Annotated in this window: 18 protein-coding genes; 11 read left to right on the plus strand and 7 right to left on the minus strand. The window is 54.6% G+C overall.

Going from position 1 to position 17,603, the window contains the following annotated elements; genetic code table 11:
- Positions 1 to 11: 11 nt before the first annotated feature.
- Entirely contained in the window at positions 12 to 1,955 is a 1,944-nt protein-coding gene (acs, locus tag TH30_RS00550; RefSeq protein ID WP_114096160.1) for an acetate--CoA ligase, read from the plus strand.
- A 104-nt stretch (positions 1,956 to 2,059) separates the two neighbouring features.
- Here the strand turns inward: acs and TH30_RS00555 are convergent, their stop codons facing one another.
- Complete coding sequence (locus TH30_RS00555) at positions 2,060 to 2,995, minus strand: LysR family transcriptional regulator (RefSeq protein WP_114096161.1); 936 nt, start codon at positions 2,993 to 2,995, stop codon at positions 2,060 to 2,062.
- A gap of 102 nt (positions 2,996 to 3,097) precedes the next feature.
- On the opposite strand from TH30_RS00555, the gene TH30_RS00560 reads away from it, so the two are divergent.
- A complete protein-coding gene (locus TH30_RS00560; RefSeq protein ID WP_114096825.1) occupies positions 3,098 to 3,418 on the plus strand; it encodes a nuclear transport factor 2 family protein in 321 nt (106 codons plus the stop codon).
- On the plus strand, positions 3,418 to 4,197 hold the full coding sequence (locus TH30_RS00565) for an SDR family oxidoreductase (RefSeq protein WP_114096162.1): 780 nt from the start codon (positions 3,418 to 3,420) through the stop codon (positions 4,195 to 4,197). Before TH30_RS00560 ends, TH30_RS00565 begins: the two co-directional genes overlap by 1 nt.
- A gap of 112 nt (positions 4,198 to 4,309) precedes the next feature.
- Here the strand turns inward: TH30_RS00565 and TH30_RS00570 are convergent, their stop codons facing one another.
- Entirely contained in the window at positions 4,310 to 5,287 is a 978-nt protein-coding gene (locus TH30_RS00570) for an SDR family NAD(P)-dependent oxidoreductase (protein ID WP_114096163.1), read from the minus strand.
- 93 nt (positions 5,288 to 5,380) lie between these two features.
- On the opposite strand from TH30_RS00570, the gene TH30_RS00575 reads away from it, so the two are divergent.
- The 3 genes from TH30_RS00575 to TH30_RS00590 all read left to right on the plus strand — a co-directional run bounded on the left by TH30_RS00575 (position 5,381) and on the right by TH30_RS00590 (position 9,038).
- Complete coding sequence (locus tag TH30_RS00575) at positions 5,381 to 6,370, plus strand: AraC family transcriptional regulator (protein ID WP_114096164.1); 990 nt, start codon at positions 5,381 to 5,383, stop codon at positions 6,368 to 6,370.
- 292 nt (positions 6,371 to 6,662) lie between these two features.
- Positions 6,663 to 8,153: a SulP family inorganic anion transporter gene (locus TH30_RS00585; RefSeq protein WP_114096166.1), complete on the plus strand. Its 1,491-nt coding sequence runs from the start codon at positions 6,663 to 6,665 to the stop codon at positions 8,151 to 8,153.
- 30 nt (positions 8,154 to 8,183) lie between these two features.
- Positions 8,184 to 9,038 carry a universal stress protein gene (locus TH30_RS00590; RefSeq protein ID WP_114096167.1) on the plus strand — a complete coding sequence of 285 codons (855 nt, stop codon included), beginning with the start codon at positions 8,184 to 8,186 and terminating at the stop codon, positions 9,036 to 9,038.
- A gap of 86 nt (positions 9,039 to 9,124) precedes the next feature.
- Here TH30_RS00590 and TH30_RS00595 read toward each other — a convergent pair whose 3' ends face one another.
- The 5 genes from TH30_RS00595 to TH30_RS00615 form a co-directional block, all read right to left on the minus strand.
- The gene (locus TH30_RS00595) at positions 9,125 to 9,721 is read right to left on the minus strand and encodes a hypothetical protein (protein ID WP_114096168.1); all 597 of its coding nucleotides are present in this window, start codon (positions 9,719 to 9,721) and stop codon (positions 9,125 to 9,127) included.
- A gap of 160 nt (positions 9,722 to 9,881) precedes the next feature.
- Positions 9,882 to 10,841: an Hsp33 family molecular chaperone HslO gene (hslO, locus tag TH30_RS00600; protein WP_114096169.1), complete on the minus strand. Its 960-nt coding sequence runs from the start codon at positions 10,839 to 10,841 to the stop codon at positions 9,882 to 9,884.
- Between the two features lie 148 nt (positions 10,842 to 10,989).
- Positions 10,990 to 11,907, minus strand: coding sequence for an ornithine carbamoyltransferase (gene argF / locus TH30_RS00605; RefSeq protein ID WP_114096170.1), 918 nt, complete (start codon positions 11,905 to 11,907; stop codon positions 10,990 to 10,992).
- A 24-nt stretch (positions 11,908 to 11,931) separates the two neighbouring features.
- Positions 11,932 to 13,089 carry an aspartate aminotransferase family protein gene (locus tag TH30_RS00610; RefSeq protein WP_114096171.1) on the minus strand — a complete coding sequence of 386 codons (1,158 nt, stop codon included), beginning with the start codon at positions 13,087 to 13,089 and terminating at the stop codon, positions 11,932 to 11,934.
- A 246-nt stretch (positions 13,090 to 13,335) separates the two neighbouring features.
- The gene (locus tag TH30_RS00615) at positions 13,336 to 14,130 is read right to left on the minus strand and encodes an ABC transporter permease (RefSeq protein ID WP_114096172.1); all 795 of its coding nucleotides are present in this window, start codon (positions 14,128 to 14,130) and stop codon (positions 13,336 to 13,338) included.
- Positions 14,131 to 14,224: 94 nt separating this feature from the next.
- Here TH30_RS00615 and TH30_RS00620 point away from each other — a divergent pair, with 94 nt between their 5' ends.
- The 5 genes from TH30_RS00620 (at position 14,225) to TH30_RS00640 (ending at position 17,585) form a co-directional block, all read left to right on the plus strand.
- Complete coding sequence (locus TH30_RS00620; protein WP_114096173.1) at positions 14,225 to 14,932, plus strand: regulatory protein RecX; 708 nt, start codon at positions 14,225 to 14,227, stop codon at positions 14,930 to 14,932.
- A 90-nt stretch (positions 14,933 to 15,022) separates the two neighbouring features.
- Entirely contained in the window at positions 15,023 to 15,355 is a 333-nt protein-coding gene (gene arsC / locus TH30_RS00625) for an arsenate reductase (glutaredoxin) (RefSeq protein WP_114096174.1), read from the plus strand.
- Positions 15,356 to 15,609: 254 nt separating this feature from the next.
- Complete coding sequence (locus TH30_RS00630; protein WP_114096175.1) at positions 15,610 to 15,978, plus strand: CidA/LrgA family protein; 369 nt, start codon at positions 15,610 to 15,612, stop codon at positions 15,976 to 15,978.
- A complete protein-coding gene (locus tag TH30_RS00635; protein WP_114096176.1) occupies positions 15,975 to 16,700 on the plus strand; it encodes an LrgB family protein in 726 nt (241 codons plus the stop codon). The genes TH30_RS00630 and TH30_RS00635 overlap by 4 nt, the downstream gene beginning before the upstream one ends.
- Before the next feature lie 132 nt (positions 16,701 to 16,832).
- Entirely contained in the window at positions 16,833 to 17,585 is a 753-nt protein-coding gene (locus tag TH30_RS00640; RefSeq protein WP_114096177.1) for a hypothetical protein, read from the plus strand.
- Positions 17,586 to 17,603: the final 18 nt, after the last annotated feature.

A 17,603-nucleotide genomic window follows, 5' to 3' on the forward strand; every position in this document is an offset into this window, starting at 1 on the left:
AGAGGCCACATATGTCTGCGAACGTTTATCCCGTCCCCGGCGACATCGCAAAGAATGCCCTGATCGACAAAACAAAATACGACGCCATGTACAAACAGTCGGTCGAGGACCCGGATGGCTTCTGGGGCGAACATGGCAAGCGCATTGACTGGATCAAGCCATACAGCAAAGTCAAAAATGTCAGCTATGACGCCAAGGATCTCTATATCAAGTGGTATGAAGACGGCACGCTGAACGTTGCCGCCAACTGCCTTGACCGCCATCTGGAAAAGCGCGGCGATCAGACCGCCATCATTTTCGAAGGCGATGATCCCAACGTTTCCGAACATATCACCTATCGCGATCTGTACGAGCGCACCTGCCGTTTCGCCAATGCGCTGAAATCGATGGGTGTTGGCAAGGGTGACCGCGTTGTCATTTATCTGCCGATGATCCCCGAAGCCGCTGTCTCCATGCTGGCGTGCGCGCGCATCGGTGCGATCCATTCCATCGTCTTTGGCGGCTTCTCACCCGAAGCCCTTGCCGGTCGCGTCGAGGATTGCGGTGCGAAGGTTGTCATTACCTCTGACGAAGGCCTGCGTGGCGGTCGTGCGGTTCCGCTCAAGCGCAATGCGGACGAAGCGCTTTCTCATCCGGGCGTGAAATCGGTCGAGAAAATGGTCGTCGTCAAACGCACCGGCAAGGACGTTGCATGGAACGACACCCGCGATGTCTGGTATCACGAAGTCTGCGCAGCGGCATCCGCCGACTGCCCGCCGACCGAAGTCAATGCCGAAGACCCGCTGTTTGTTCTTTATACCTCGGGCTCGACCGGCAAGCCGAAAGGTGTTCTGCACACCTCGGGTGGCTACCTTGTTTATGCGTCCATGACCCATCAGTATGTCTTTGATTACCACGAAGGCGATGTTTACTGGTGTACGGCCGATGTGGGCTGGGTGACCGGTCACAGCTATATCGTTTACGGCCCGCTGGCCAATGGTGCCACGACCCTGATGTTCGAAGGTGTGCCGAGCTATCCGGACGCATCGCGCTTCTGGCAGGTCTGCGAAAAGCACAAGGTCAACATCTTCTATACCGCACCAACCGCCATTCGTGCCCTGATGCGCGAAGGCGAACAGTGGGTAAACAAGGCCGATCTGTCCAGCTTGCGCATCCTTGGTTCGGTTGGTGAACCGATCAACCCCGAAGCCTGGGAATGGTATCACGAGCATGTCGGCAAACGGAATTGCCCGATTGTTGATACCTGGTGGCAGACCGAAACCGGCGGCATCCTGATTACCCCGCTTCCGGGCGCAACCGACCTTAAACCGGGTTCGGCAACGCTTCCGTTCTTTGGCGTTCAGCCTGCCCTTCTTGATAACGAGGGCAAGGAACTGACCGGTGCGACCGATGGCAACCTTGTGATCAAGGACAGCTGGCCGGGTCAGATGCGTACGGTCTATGGCGACCATGAACGCTTCATCCAGACCTATTTCAGCACATTCGCCAATGTCTACACCACCGGCGACGGTGCCCGTCGTGACGATGACGGTTACTACTGGATCACCGGTCGCGTCGATGACGTGATCAACGTATCTGGTCACCGTATGGGCACGGCCGAAGTCGAAAGCGCGCTTGTCGCCCATGCCAAGGTTGCCGAGGCCGCCGTGGTTGGCGTTCCGCACGACATCAAGGGTCAGGGTATCTATGCCTATGTCACCCTTAATGCCGGTGAAGAACCGACCGAGGAGCTCCGTCTTGAGCTGGTCAAATGGGTCCGCAAGGAAATCGGCCCGATCGCAAGCCCGGACTTCATCCAGTGGTCTCCGGGTCTGCCGAAAACCCGTTCGGGCAAAATCATGCGCCGTATCCTGCGCAAGATTGCCGCTAACGAATATGATCAGCTTGGGGATACCTCGACCCTTGCCGATCCGGGCGTGGTCGACGATCTGATCGAAAACCGCCAGAATCGCTAAGGTCCGATCCCTCAAGATCGATCCACACAGAAAGCCCGCCGAGATTTCGGCGGGCTTTTCTTATTCAATGGACACGCACAAATCCCCGACGGACAAGATGGCCCTTACAGTTCGACTGGCGACACACCGTTTCTTTGCCCTGCACCCCGACGGCCAAGTTCACGCGCAAGCGCGATGAATGCTTTGTGTCCTGCCGATAGGTTGCGGCGTCCGGGATAATAAAGACACAGCTCGGATAGTGGGAATGTCCAGTCCTCCAGAACGCGAACAAGTCTCCCTGATTCGATATCCGCCAATACGTCTCGCTCGATAAAGCATCCGACCCCGACACCTTCCAAAACTGCGGCCCGCGCCAGACTTGCCTCATCGAGCGTCACGGGTCCGTTCACATCAATCTGAACGGCTTCCCCATTCTTTTCAAACCGCCATCGGAAAACCGACCCGTCCGGCAAGCGAACACGAACACATTTGTGGTTCAAAAGATCAGGCGGAACCATTGGCTTGCCGTGATGCGCGAAATATTCGGGTGATGCAACGATGGCGTATTTTTGCGCATTGCCAAGCGGTACTGCAATCATATCACTGGGAATGAGATCCCGGATGCGAACGCCAAGGTCAAAACCTTCCGCAACAATGTCAACCAGCCGCCCTTCCGTCACAACATCAACATGCATGTCCGGAAACCGCCGCAGATACTCGAACACAAGTGGCGAAATCACTTCGCGGGCTGCGAACGGGGCTGCATTGATCCGAATGGTGCCAGATGGCGTTTCGCGCTGGGAACGCACAACTTCAAGTGCATCATGCATGTTCTGAAGAACCGGGCCCACCTGTTCAACGAACAGTTTGCCTGCATCCGAAAGCGAAACACTGCGTGTTGTGCGATTGAACAATCTAACACCAAGACCCGCCTCAAGCTTCCCGATGGCATGACTGAGTGCAGTCGTCGACACGCCCATGTCAACCGCCGCCGCCCGAAACGTTCCCCGTCTGGAAATTGCCATTACAGCATCCAGATCGTTCAATACGACACGATCCATTATCCCGATCCATTCATCACTACATGAAGAATTATCCTTATTGTTGATACAATATTTCAGGACTATCTGTCGAACAATCAATCACCAATACGGAGACAGATGATGGATATGCCTAATGCCGTGAAAACCTATTTCAGTGCTGATCAAGGCCAAAACGCCGATCTTCTGACCGACATTTTCTCATCAGACGCAATTGTTCATGACGAAGGTGAAAACCATACCGGCACGGGCGCAATACGCACCTGGTGGCTGGCGGCCAAGGCAAAGTACAACCATGTTGCCGAACCGATCGAGGCAAACACAAATGGCGACAGGGTCACCGTGCGCGCCAAGGTCAGTGGCACCTTCCCCAACAGTCCGGTCACACTCGATTATTTCTTCCACGTCAAAGACGGCAAGATCACCGAGATGGGTGTAGAATAATGACAGATTTTCTGAAACTCACCGGAAAACGCGTCCTGATAACCGGCGGCACAAAAGGTGCAGGCGCTGCAACCTTCCAACTGTTCCGCGACTTTGGCGCAAACGTGATCACTGCCGCACGTTCCCGCCCCGAAACCCTTCCCGAAGATGCGTTTATCGCCGCCGATCTGACAACGGATCAAGGATGCATATCAGTCGCCGAAGCGGCACGGCAACGGCTTGGCGGGGTTGATATTATTGTCCACATGCTCGGCGGGTCATCTTCTCCTGCTGGCGGGTTTGGCGCCCTTTCAGATATGCACTGGCATCAGGAACTTGATTTGAACCTGTTTCCCGCGGTGCGTCTGGACCGACAGCTTGTTCCCGACATGATCAAACAGGGGCATGGCGTGGTGGTTCACGTCTCCTCCATTCAACGACAACTGCCGCTACCGGAATCGACAACCGCCTATGCGGCGGCAAAGGCCGCCTTGTCGACATACAGCAAGTCCCTCTCGAAAGAAGTCTCGCCCAAAGGTGTCCGGGTCGTGCGGGTTTCACCGGGCTGGATTGAAACAGAAGCCGCCGTGCGCCTGACCGAGCGACTGGCAGCCCAAGCCGGGACTGACTATGCAGGCGGCAAAAAGATCATCATGGACTCGCTGGGCGGGATCCCGCTTGGCCGTCCGGCCAGCCCCGAAGAAGTCGCCAACCTGATCGCCTTTGTCACCTCTGATCGCGCGGGCGCGATCACTGGTACAGAATATGTTATTGATGGCGGCACAGTCCCGACGGTTTGACCAAACCCAACAGGGCACCTCGCCATTCAAGGCCTTTGTCCCGCATGCGACAAAGGCCCCTGAACAGGGCAGGCCCTTGCGCATCGGGCTTTTTCCATCATCGACAAGCGCGTTACGAAAGACCAAAGCCGGTCAATTCTTCACTAAGCTTCCAAAGACGTTCGGCAATGTCGGCGTCACATGCCCAGGGCCGCACACCTTTACGTACGCCCTGATCCGTAATTGTTATCGGCGCAATGTTGCAATCTTCGCAATAAACCCCGCCTTTGTCTTCAAGCTCAGGGCTGATAGCGCACCACATTGTGGTTGCCGCCCCCTGGTATATATTCTTTTTACCGTTTTCCGGATCGATGATGGGTATTCCGTTATCGTCGACAAACCCTGTTGCCTTGATTTGGTCATCCGTCATGAACTGGGCCAGATTGGTACTGACAATTCCACCCGGATGCAGCGAAAACGCCCGGATACCATCTGATTGTCCACGCCGATCAACTGCCATCGCAAACAACGCATTCGCAGATTTTGACTGCCCATAGGCTTCCCATTGGTCATATGCCCGGGACATGAAGTTCGGGTCGTCAAAATCGACCTGACCACGGAAATGGCCGCGTGAAGAAACCGTCACCACGCGCGACGTACCTGCCATTCGCAACGCAGGCCACAAACCGACAGTCAGCTGAAAATGTCCAAGATGATTGGTTGAAAACTGTGCTTCAAACCCCCGGTCATCACGTATCAACGGACAAGCCATGATGGCCGCATTGTTGATCAAAATATCCAAGGACTGACCCGTCTGCGCAAACCATTGGCTGAATGCCGTGATTGACTCTGGATCCATCAGGTTCATCGGAACAATTTCCATGTTCAGATCCGCATAAGGCTCGATTGCAGTTTGTGCCTTTTCAGGATTGCGGGCGGGCAAAATAACCTTCGCACCGGCCTGGGCCATAAGTCTGGCAACTTCTAAACCGATGCCGGAATAACCGCCCGTCACCACCGCGACTTTTCCGTAAAGATTGTGACCTTGGATAATTTCAGCAGCCGTCGAAGCTGCGCCAAATTTGCTCTGAAGTGGTGCCTGTTCTGTCATCTAGGGATCTCCTTTGTGAACAAGCCCCTTTGTAATGCATCTCAATTGTACTATTAATAATAATTGGTACATTAAACTTTCGAGATCGTACAAATGATAGGTGATCCACTCTCAAGCTCTCTGAAGCTTGTCAATGCAACTGCCATTCTTTCGGGCGGATTGAAGATTGGTGGCGCCTGGGGGTTCTCGTTTCCACCACCAACCAAGTTGAAATTCATCGCCATTGTCGAAGGTTGTGCTCAATTGCGGTTCTTCGATGATCCGGGTCTCATTACGCTCGAATGCGGTGATGTCTTGCTGTTAAATGGCGCGACTGGATTCACCATCTTCAGCGATCCTGATGTGACCCCTGTTGAAATCAGTTCCGTTTTTCAATCAGGGGAAAAAGCTGACAATATCTTGACGATCGGCCAGGACATCGATTTCTATTTAATCGGTGGCCATATTGATTTTAATCAGATCGGTCGAGATATCCTCGTCAATGCCCTGCCAAAACAACTCCTGATCCCGGCGAGCAACAGTGCGGCGGGGACGATCACCTGGTTGCTTCAGCATCTTGCACGGGAAATGGCAAACGAAAAGATCGGCAGCCAGATCGCCAGCACGCAACTGGCGCAGCTTGTTTTCGTACAATCCTTGCGTGCCTATATCGAACAATGTGACATGATCCCGGTGGGCTGGCTGCGGGGTTTGGCCGATAAACACATCGCACCTGCCTTGCACTTGATGCACGACGATCCGGCTTACCAATGGCAACTCGAAGAGCTCGCTCATAAAGTCGGCATGTCCCGCACCGGATTTGCAGAACGTTTTCGCAAAACGGTTGGCGTCACGCCGCTTGGCTATCTGCGTAATTGGCGCATGCGCCTCGCTGAACAAGCTTTACGCGACACCAATGAAACAATCGCGACGATTGCCCTGTCTCTGGGTTACACCTCGGAAAGCGCCTTCAGCACCGCATTCAAACAGGTTATTGGTACCGCTCCGCGGAACTACCGCAGCGAAAACAAAACAGCGCCGCTGGATCTGACCGATTGGGCAAATAAAATGCCATTCCCCGACCATGTCGGCTTTGCCTCCTGACCTCTTGCAAACCTGCCGCCGGGAAATTGCCGGTTGTGTCAATTATGGAATTGCTATAAGAAAACCCCCGCTGCGACGCAGCAATATTGATCTTCCTGTGACGGACACCGGGCCGATGTAAGAACTGTTTCAATAAATTCCTGCCTGCGACCAGCCTGAAAAATTTCGGTGCCCATGTTGTCTGCGCGGCAGTGATGAAACAGCGATCCGCCCAAAGAATTTTCTGAAATGCCAATGAATTGCTTGTCCGCCGCATGGCGTGACAAAACGAAATAGTGACTGGAGAGAGTCTGTGAATACCGATTTGCTTCCGCGTTTGCGGGCTGAGTGGCTTGGCAACATTCGCGGCGACGTGCTTTCGGGCCTTGTGGTCGCCCTTGCCCTGATCCCGGAAGCCATTGCCTTCTCGATCATCGCCGGTGTTGACCCCAAGGTCGGGCTTTATGCCTCCTTCTCGATTGCGGTCATCACCGCGATCTTTGGTGGGCGTCCGGGCATGATTTCGGCGGCAACGGCGGCGACCGCGGTTCTGATGGGCTCGCTGGTACGTGAGCACGGGCTTGATTATCTGTTGGCGGCGACCATTCTTGCCGGTCTGATCCAGATGCTGGCAGGGGCGTTCAAGCTCGGCAATCTGATGCGTTTTGTTTCGAAATCGGTGATGACCGGCTTTGTGAACGCCCTGGCAATCCTGATCTTCATGGCCCAGTTGCCCGAACTGATCGGTGTGTCGAACATGACCTATGTGATGGTCGCGGGCGGTCTTGGCATCATTTACCTGTTCCCGCGCATCACCAAAATCATCCCGTCGCCGCTGGTTTGCATCATCGTTCTGACCATCATTTCGCTGTTCATTGATGGTGGTCTGCGCACTGTTGGCGATATGGGCGCCCTGCCTGATGCCTTCCCGGCGATCTATCTGCCGGACGTGCCGCTGAACCTTGATACCTTCCTGATCATCCTGCCCTATTCGGCGGCGGTCGCGGCGGTCGGTCTGCTTGAAAGTCTGATGACTGCCCAGATCGTTGATGATCTGACCGACACGACGTCGAACCGTACGCGTGAATGCTATGGTCAGGGGATCGCCAACTTCTTTACCGGTTTCATCGGTGGCATGGCCGGTTGTGCGATGATCGGTCAGTCGGTAATCAACGTCAAATCCGGTGGCCGTTGCAGGCTTTCGACCTTCCTTGCCGGTATCTTCCTTCTGATCCTGATTGTGGTGCTTGGCGATCTGGTCGCGATCATTCCGATGGCGGCCCTTGTTGCCATCATGATCATGGTATCGGTCGGCACATTCAGCTGGTCGTCGATCAAAAACCTGCGCGAACATCCGCGCAGCTCGTCCATCGTGATGCTGGCCACCGTGATCACGGTTGTCGGCACGCACAACCTTGCCATCGGTGTTCTGATCGGTGTCCTGCTTTCGGGCATTTTCTTTGCCTGGAAGATCGCGCAGATTTTCCGCATCACCAGCACGCTTTCGGCTGATAGTACCCATCGCACCTATGAAGTCCGTGGCCAGATTTTCTTTGCCTCGGTCGAAGACTTCACCAAGGCATTCGATTTCCGCGAAGCCCTTGATAAAGTGACGATTGATGTCAGCCACGCGCATATCTGGGACATTTCAAGTGTTGCCGCCCTTGATATGGTCGTGCTCAAATTCCGCCGTGAAGGGGCCGAGGTCGAATTGATCGGTCTCAATGAAGCCAGCGAGACAATTGTCGATAAACTGGCCATCCACGACAAGCCCGGCGCGCTTGAACGCCTGATGGGCCATTAAGGCCACTGACCGGAAAAAGGGAAACGATCCATGACACATCTGATCGCACTGATTGACGGCTCGGGCTATTCGCAAAGTGTCTGTGACCTGACGCGCTGGGTGGCCGAACGCACCGATGCATCGGTTGAACTGATGCATGTGCTTGGTCGTCGTTCAGTCAGCTCGGAACCCGCTGATCTGAGCGGCAATCTCAAGCTTGGCGCACGTACCGCCCTGCTCAATGAACTGGCCGAGCTTGACGAGCAGAAAAACAAGCTCGAACTCAAACGCGGTCGCCTGCTGCTTGAAGACGCCAAAACCGGACTTGCAGAAGCCGGTCTTGCCAATGTCGGCACCAAGCTGCGCCACGGTGATCTGGTCGAAGCCATTGCCGAATTTGAAGGCGATGCGGACCTTATTGTGGTTGGCAAACGCGGTGAAGCCGCCGATTTCGCCAAGCTGCATCTGGGATCAAACCTTGAACGTGTGGTGCGTGCCGCCACCAAACCGGTTCTGGTCGCATCCCGCGCGTTCAAGCCGATCAACAAGTTCCTGATTGCCTTTGATGGCGGCGAAAGTGTGATGAAGGCCGTGCGCCACATTGCAGCGGGCAAACTGTTTGCCGATCTGCCCTGCACGCTTCTGTCGGTTGGCAAAGCCACCGATATCCTGCAGGAAAAGCTTGATCAGGCTGCCGCCATTCTACGCAATTCAGGTTATAGCGTTGATGCCGGCTTTGCATCGGGCGAGCCCGAAGACGTGATCAAGGCAAAGATCGAGGCCGATGACATCGGTCTTCTGGTTATGGGGGCCTATGGCCATTCGCGGATCCGCAACCTGATCATTGGCAGCACCACCACCGAAATGGTCCGGTCCTGCCATGTGCCGGTGATGATGTTCCGCTAGGTCAGCGCGAACTTCAATCATCAGACAAATAAAAAGCCCGGCAGTTCATCTGCCGGGCTTTTGTCATACAATTATTCTGATCCCGATCAATGCAGGATAAAACGCCCAAGATTGGCGTTGATCTGGCGTTCAAGTTCGCGATCCAGATCCATCAGCAAGGCAGCGGTCGCGTCATAGATCGCCTGCTCACGTTCCGAGACCGACATCGATTCCGAAAGCGTGCGCGACCGCGCGGCCATTGCCTGTACTTCGCCCTTCTGAACGCCATTGGCATCAAGAAGTTCAAGCTTGGCAGCGACTTTCAGCTCGATCTTGTCGGACTGGTCATCCGTAAAGACCCCCTTGATGCCCTTGGTGGTTTTAAGGGCGCTGGAGATCACGGATGCCTCGGTCACGGAATAGCGCAGCATATCGCTGGTGCCCGCAGTCTGGATGCGGTCATCGGGCCAGTTCATCGCCATATTGCCAAGGCTGAATGGCAGGTCTGATGCAATCGATCCGTCTTCGGTATTGCTCCAGGCAGCAACCTTTTCAATCGGGCCTGCGGCAAAGATGATCGGCGTCAGATGCCGCCATGTCACATCGGGATAATTTGCCACCGGTGCACTGGTGCAGGCTGCCATCAGGGCAAGTGCCGCACCCGCAACCACGGTACGCAGACCATTGATGGACAAAAGCTTCATGACTTCAAACTCCCCTGCCTTTTATTCAGATGCCGAAAACAACGTATAAAGTGCCAAAACAAAACGCCACCACGGCGTTTATAGCCATGGTGACGTTGCAAGATGATTAAGGCAAGGCTATGACGGCCTAACTGCCTGAAATTTAACAAGGGCCTTTGGATTACTCCGACGGCGTGTTCTCTGCCTTAAGGGCGCGCAGGTCTGCTTCACTAAAGCCGTAATGGGCATTGCAGAACTGGCAGGAAACGCCAACTTCGCCGGTATCCTCTTCGCGCATCGAAAGCAGTTCCTCAAGCGGATAGGACGCAAGCGCGCCTTCGATTTTCTCGCGCGAACAACGGCATTTGAACTGAAGGTTCGCCTGTTCGTAAACACGCGGCTCCTCATCATGGAACAGACGCCAGATCAGGTCATGGGCCGAAAGCGAGATATCAACAAGTTCGTTTTCGGTCGCACTGGCCATCAGAATGGTCGAACGGTTCCAGTCTTCGGCAATCTTTTCGGCCTGTTCCGGGTTTGCGGCATCGCCCGACGCGCTAACCGGCATTTTCTGCAGGAACAAGCCGCCAACCCACCAATCCGCCGTGGTTTCGCCAGAATGAACTTCAAGCTTGAATGATGTTTCAAGCTGTTCGGATTGACGGAAATAGGCCTCGGCACATTCCGAAAGCGTTTCGCCTTCCAGTGAAACAATGCCCTGATAGCGGTCATGACTGCCACCCTGATCGACCGTGAAGGCGATATGGCCGCGTCCCATCAGTTTCAGGACCTTGCCGCGCAGTGCATCCTCGCCGCCTTCTTCCTCGGCGATCATGGCATTCAGGCGGGCCTCATCGACGCGCAGGCAGGCACGCACATTCCCGTCGCTGTCAACATCGACCACCATCATGCTGATCGGGCCGTCTGACGACGTCTGAAGGGTAAAAAGCCCCTCATATTTCAGCGACGATGACAGCAGCACCGCAAGCCCGATAATCTCGCCCAGAAGATGATTGGCAAGCGGCGGGTAATTGTGCTGGCCGATAATGGTCTGCACCGTCGGTCCAAGCCGCGCAAAGCGGCCACGGATATTGGAATGATCCAGCGTGAAAGGCTGGCAAAAATCGACTGCGATCTGCATGTTCGGCTTCCGGTGTTTTGCATGTTTGGGGCCGTATAACAATACCAACCCCGTGAGTCGAGGTGCTTTACCCCCTGCCCACTGCCATAATAAAGGGCGGCAACAGCCGCCCTTTTCAATTTCGTTGCGTCTTATTTAGGCGCAAGACTCAGGAAGGCAAGCCGTTAAAGCAGTATAGCAGAACCCCTTTCTGCGCATGCAGACGGTTTTCAGCTTCGTCAAAGACGACCGATTGCGGACCATCAATCACCTCGTCGGTGACTTCCTCATTCCGGTGTGCAGGAAGGCAATGCATGAAGATCGCATCATCCTTGGCCTGTGCCATGGTTTTTGCATTGATCTGATAAGGTGCCAAGGCCTCCATACGGGCGTCATAATCCTCGTCACCCATCGAAACCCAGCAATCGGTCACAACCACGTCAGCACCTTCAAGGGCGCTATCCATATCTGTCATGCGCACCTTGCCACCTTCGGCATTGGCACTTTCAATCAGGCCCTGATTGGGGCGATAACCCGCCGGGCAGGCCAGATCAAGCGAGAAGCCGAATTTCGGCGACGCATGAATAAAGGATGCCGACACATTGTTACCATCGCCGATCCAGGCGAATTTCAGGCCTTCAAGCTTGCCCTTATGTTCCTTGATGGTCATCAGATCGGCCATGATCTGGCACGGGTGGCTCTGATCGGTCAGGCCGTTGATCACCGGAACCGTCGCATATTTCGCCATTTCGAAAAGCTTCGATTCATCCGTCGTACGGATCATGATCGCATCGACAAAACGCGACAGGACGCGTGCCGTATCGGCAATGGTCTCACCGCGGCCAAGCTGGCTGCTTTCCGCATCAAGAATAACCACATCGCCACCAAGCTGGCGCATCCCGACTTCAAACGAAACGCGTGTACGGGTCGACGGTTTTTCAAAAATCAGCGCAAGCGTCTTGCCCGCAAGCGGCTTTGCACCGAACGGGGCATTACCGGCCTTCTCGGAATCGCCAAGGGCGAGAATATCTTTCAATGTTCCCGACGGCAGTTTGTCGAGATCAAGAAAATGGCGGATATCAGTCATAGCTAAGTCTTCCTTCCTGCGCCCTTATTTCGCCAGAGCTGCGGCTGCTGCTTCAATGGCAGCAAGCGCTTCGTCAACATGGGATTTGGTGATGTTGAGTGGCGGCAGAATACGCACCACATTATCGCCGGCCGGAACTGTCAACAGGTTCAGCTCGCGCAGTTTGGCGACAACATCGACATTGGTCGGGACAGTCTTCATGCCCAACAACAGACCCATGCCACGGATTTCCTCGATGAAGCCCGGATGTTTCCGGGCAATGGCGTCAAGCCCATCGCGGATCAATTGGCTCATGTCCAGAACATGGTCCATGAAGCCGGGTTTCAAAACTTCGTCCAACACCGCATTGGCGGCTGCCATGGCAAGCGGATTGCCACCAAAGGTCGTGCCATGCATGCCCGCCGGAAGGGCCGCAGCGGCCTTTTCCGTCGCCAGAAGTGCCCCGACCGGGAAACCACCGCCAAGGCCCTTGGCCGAGGAAATGATATCCGGGGTCATGTCCGACCACTCATAGGCATAAAGCTTGCCGGTACGGCCAACACCGGTCTGGACTTCGTCAAACATCACCAGCATGCCGAACTCGTCAGCGGCCTTGCGCACCCCTTCAAGATAGCCTTCCGGCGGACGGCAAATGCCGCCTTCACCCTGGATCGGCTCCAGAAGGATACCACCGGTATTGGGCGTAATCGCATTGCGCAATTCATTGAGATTGCCATAGGCGACGCGATCAAAGCCCTCGGGCATTGGTCCGAAACCTTCGCGGTACTTGTCGCTGTAACCTGCGGTCAGCGTGCCAAGGGTCCGGCCATGGAACGCATTGGTCGCGACCAGAATGCGGTTCTTTTCCGGATTACCCGATACATGCTGATACCGACGCAGCATCTTGATGCCCGCCTCGTTGGCCTCGGCACCGGAGTTACAGAAAAACACCGTATCGGCAAAGGTATTGGCAACCAGACGCTCGGCCAGCTTTTCCTGACCGGGAATACGGTACAGGTTCGAGGTATGCCAAAGCTTGCCAACCTGTTCGGTCAGCTTGGCAACCAGATGCGGATGCGAATGGCCAAGGGTATTGACGGCAATACCCGACCCGAAATCAAGGAATCGTCGGCCGCCCTGCGCATAGAGATAAGGTCCTTCACCTTTCTCAAAGGCCAAATCGGCCCGCGCATAGGTCGGCATGACGGGAGTAATCACTTCTTTAATTCCTTGATTAGGGTAAAAATTGGTTTGTTGACCAGTTGGTCAACACCGGCAGAATACCGGGAAGCCGGGGAGTATCAAGAGATTCCTTGACCCTGTCAACGTCCCAAAAACCCCTTAGACCTGCGATAACAGAATGAGAGCGGAAATGAAAAAGGACAGCATCCACTTTTGAATGCTGTCCTTTTGATGTGATTTTGCGCCAATGGCGGCTTTGGCAGGCGATTATGCCTTGAGTTTGTAGCCGCTTTTGATCATGCGATAGCACAGTACCCAAAGCACCGCATTGACCACCGCAAGCACGATGACACCGGTCATGACCGTGCCATCCGAAATCCCGGTAAAGCCATAACGGAACCCGTCAATCATGTAGAAGAACGGGTTGAAATGAACCAGAATCTTGCCCGCTTCTGGCAAATTCTCGGCACTGTAAAAAGTACCGGACAGGAACGAAAGCGGGGTGACGACAAAGTTGGTGACAACGGCGATATGGTCAAATTTCTCGGCCCAGACACCCCCGGCAATCCCCAGAAGAGCCAGCATCAGCGATGCCGAAATCCCGAAATACAGGATCGCCCAGATATTATGGATGCTGACATCGACAAACAGCGCCATGCCAATCGCAGTCGCAAGACCGACCACAATGCCACGGGTCACCGCACCAAAGGCAAAGCCAGCCACCATTTCACCGGCTGAAAGCGGCGGCATCAGAACATCGACGATATTGCCCTGTACCTTCGAGATCATGATCGAGCTCGATGTATTGGCAAAAGCGTTCTGTGCCATGGTCATCATGATCAGACCCGGCGCAAGGAAGGTGGCAAACGGAATACCGTTTACGGTTTCAACCGCCCGGCCCAAGGCCAGCAGGAAGACGGCCAGAAACAGCAAACTGGTGATAACCGGTGCACCGACGGTTTGCAGATGCACATTGAGGAACCGACGGACTTCTTTGGCATAGAGTGTCCAAAGACCAAGCCAGTTGACCGCGCCCATCTGACGTGGGGCTAACTCTTTCATAGAACTTCCTTCGGAAAAATGCAGACAATTGCGCGTAAAATAGGGAGAGTGGGGGTCTCCTTGCAAGGGTGCGTATTCATTCATTTTGGCTGATATGGTCGATAAACAGCATCAAAGCCCGGAAACACTGGCGTCAGGCACCGACACAAAGCCTGCGGGAAATGCCCGTTTTACCAGTTTTGGCGGTAAAAATAGCAAAGACAAAAAGCGCGACCCCAAACGTCCGCGCAAAGTCACCCGTGACTATCTGATGAATTATGCCACCTGGTATCTTGAACGCTTTGCCGCGTCCCGTGCCCGGCTTGAAAAACTGATGCGCGGTAAAATCCGCCTGTCTGTTGCCGAATATGGCACCGATCCCGATGAGGCCATCGGATGGATGAATTCCGTTCTTTCTGCCTGCGAGAAGGCCGGTTTCATCAATGATGACGCCTATGCACACGGCCGTGCCAGATCACTGTTGCGCAAGGGCAAGGCCATGCGCGTCATCGCCGCGGATTTGTCCGCACGCGGCATCGCATCGGATCAGATCGATGACGCCATCCGCGATCTTCGGGCCGAGGCCGATCAGGCCGCCTACGAAGAAGTCCGCGGCACCGATCCCAATATTGCCGCCGCCGCTGCCTATGCCAGACGCCGTCGTCTTGGCCCATGGCGCAGACCCGATATCCGCGAGGAAAAGCGGGAAAAGGACATGGCCGCTCTTGCCCGGCAGGGATTTGGCTATGACACCGCAACCCGTATCATCAATAGTGACCTTGATGAGCTGAATGATCTGCTTTCAATGATCGACGGGATTTGATCGCACCCGGTTTGACGGCGCCGGAATTGCCTGATCGGCAAATGCCCGCTATCAAGGGACATTCAGTTTTTGATTCGGAGAGCCCCCAAGATGGTCCGCATCTATCACAATCCGCGCTGCTCGAAATCGCGCCAGACCCTTGCCCTGATCGAGGAAAAGGGTATCACACCCGAAATCATCACCTATCTTGATACCCCGCCAAGCCCAAAGGAACTTTCCGATATCCTCGCCAAACTTGGCCTGCAGCCCGAAGACATCCTGCGCCAGAAAGAAGCTCGCGAAGAAGGCATAGCCGATCTGACCGGCACCGCACTGATCGAGGCGCTCTGCGCCCATCCGCGCGCCATTGAACGCCCGATTGTCATCAATGGCGACAAGGCGGTTCTGGGCCGTCCTCCGGAAAATGTTCTGGAAATCCTGTGATCGCATGAGGCATGGATGCCCGCCTTCGCGGGCATGACGACACACCAACCCCGTCGTTCCCGCGCAAGCGGGAACCTGTTTGGCCTCAAGCACCGAATGTCGGCAAGCCTGAGCGCAGTATAAATCACCGCAATTTCAAACGCCTGTGCCGGTCCGGCACGGGCGTTTTTCGTAATTAATAAAAGTCGAACACCCTCACAGGCATTATGTGTTGCAGATAACATCAAATCAAAACACCTGTGGGGAGGTCGTTCATGATTGCTGCATTTGCCCTGATCCTTGTCTGCCAGCTTTTTGGCGAGGTGGTCTCGGAGCTTTTTGACCTGCCGGTTCCCGGCCCGGTCATCGGGCTGGTTCTGTTATTCTTTGGCCTTCTGATCAAACGAAAACCGCCAAAGATTCTGACAGATGCCGCCGACAACCTTCTGATCCATTTTTCGTTGCTGTTTGTCCCGGCCGGTGTTGGCGTTGTCACCCAGATTGATCGTCTGAAAGGCGACTGGTTGCCGATTGCTGCGGCCCTGATCATCTCGACCTTGCTGGCAATGGTTTTGACCGCACTGTTGATGTCGAAATTGCTCCCCAAACAGGAAACGGTTGAAAAGGCGGAGGACGCGCAATGAACGAGACCGATATCACCCAGCTTTGGGTTTATTTGTCGACCAAGCCGCTGACTGGCCTGACCATTACGCTTGTCGCCTATGCCATCGGCTTCTGGCTCTATCAGAAAAGCAACCGTAACCCGCTATGTAACCCGGTGGTGATTGCCATTGCCCTGATTGCGCTTGTGCTTCATCTGACCGGCACGCCCTATGCCGCCTATTTCGAAGGCGCACAGTTCGTGCACTTCCTGCTGGGTCCGGCGACCGTGGCCCTGGCCGTCCCATTGTTTCGCCAGACCGCGACGCTTAAACGTGCCCTGCCGGTGATCGCGTTCGGTGTTCTGTTCGGATCACTGGTCGCCAGTGCAAGTACCGTCATTCTGGCATGGGCACTGGGCGCAAGCCCCGAAACCCTGGCATCGCTGGCCCCGAAATCGGTGACAACCCCGGTTGCCATGGGCATTGCCGAGGAAATTGGCGGCGTACCGGCCCTGACCGCCGTTTGCGTGATTGCAACCGGCATCGTTGGCGCAACCCTTGGCCCGACGGTGATGAATCTTGCCCGGCTCAAGGACTGGCGCGCACGCGGCTTTGCCATGGGTGTTGCAGCACACGGGATCGGAACCGCACGCGCCTTTCAGGTCAATGAAACCGCAGGCGCATTTTCCGGCCTTGCCATGGGCCTGAACACCATGGCCACCGCCCTGACCATCCCGTTCCTGTGGCACTGGATGTTTGGATAAGAACTTTCTTTATTGCGGGATCAACGATGAAAAAGCATGCATGTCTTTGTTAACCGCTTGTCATTACCGTGTTCTCAATGAGATTCGCTGTAACGAGATGTCGCAAAAAGCAAATGGCACAAAGGAACTGGGATGAAAATCAAGGTCTTTGGCGAACGCAACACGGGAACGAATGCCCTGATGTCTGTTATCCGGGGCAATTCCCAGTCTGTCATTCTGCCAAGTGTTCTGGCTGAGGTCTCACCGGAAGCCCGTAAAAACCTTGCGGTTATGATGAGCCTTGGCATTTCGACGAAGGGAAAAGAGCAGCTGATTGATGCTGCTTTCAAAGGACGCCCGGTTCTCGAACAGTGGAAACATGCGGCAACATATTTTGACGTCAATGACATCGGGAATGACGTCCATTTCGTATTTACCGTTCGCAATCCGCTGTCCTGGCTCATCGGCTTGTTTCAAAAGCCGTATCATTTGCTCTCGGCCATGCCCGACAATCTGGTTGATTTTTCAAAGATGGATTGGGAAACCGTCGGTCGGGATAACTTGCCGAAAAAAACCTACAAGCCGCTTGAGCTCTATGTCGCCAAACTGCGCTCCTATCGCAATTTGATGACCAAGCTCGAACAAAACGGTATCGGCTTTACCGTCATCAAGTTTGAAGACTTTGTCACAGACCAGAAACAGGTATTCGAGAACCTGAAACCTTATCTTGATAACCCGGCCAGCATATTTCGCGAGCTGACAAAATCAACGAAAGAGGCCAACAAGGATTCGGCATTTTACCGAAACTACTACGCCAACGAAGTCTGGCGTCAGGAATATCCTGACATCGAGAAAGTGACACTTCCGACCAATACAGAAATCTTCAAATTCTTCGGCTACGCCTGATCGTACAGATGCGCAAAG

The organism is Thalassospira profundimaris (assembly GCF_003326795.1).
Taxonomy (GTDB): Bacteria; Pseudomonadota; Alphaproteobacteria; order Rhodospirillales; family Thalassospiraceae; genus Thalassospira; species Thalassospira profundimaris_C.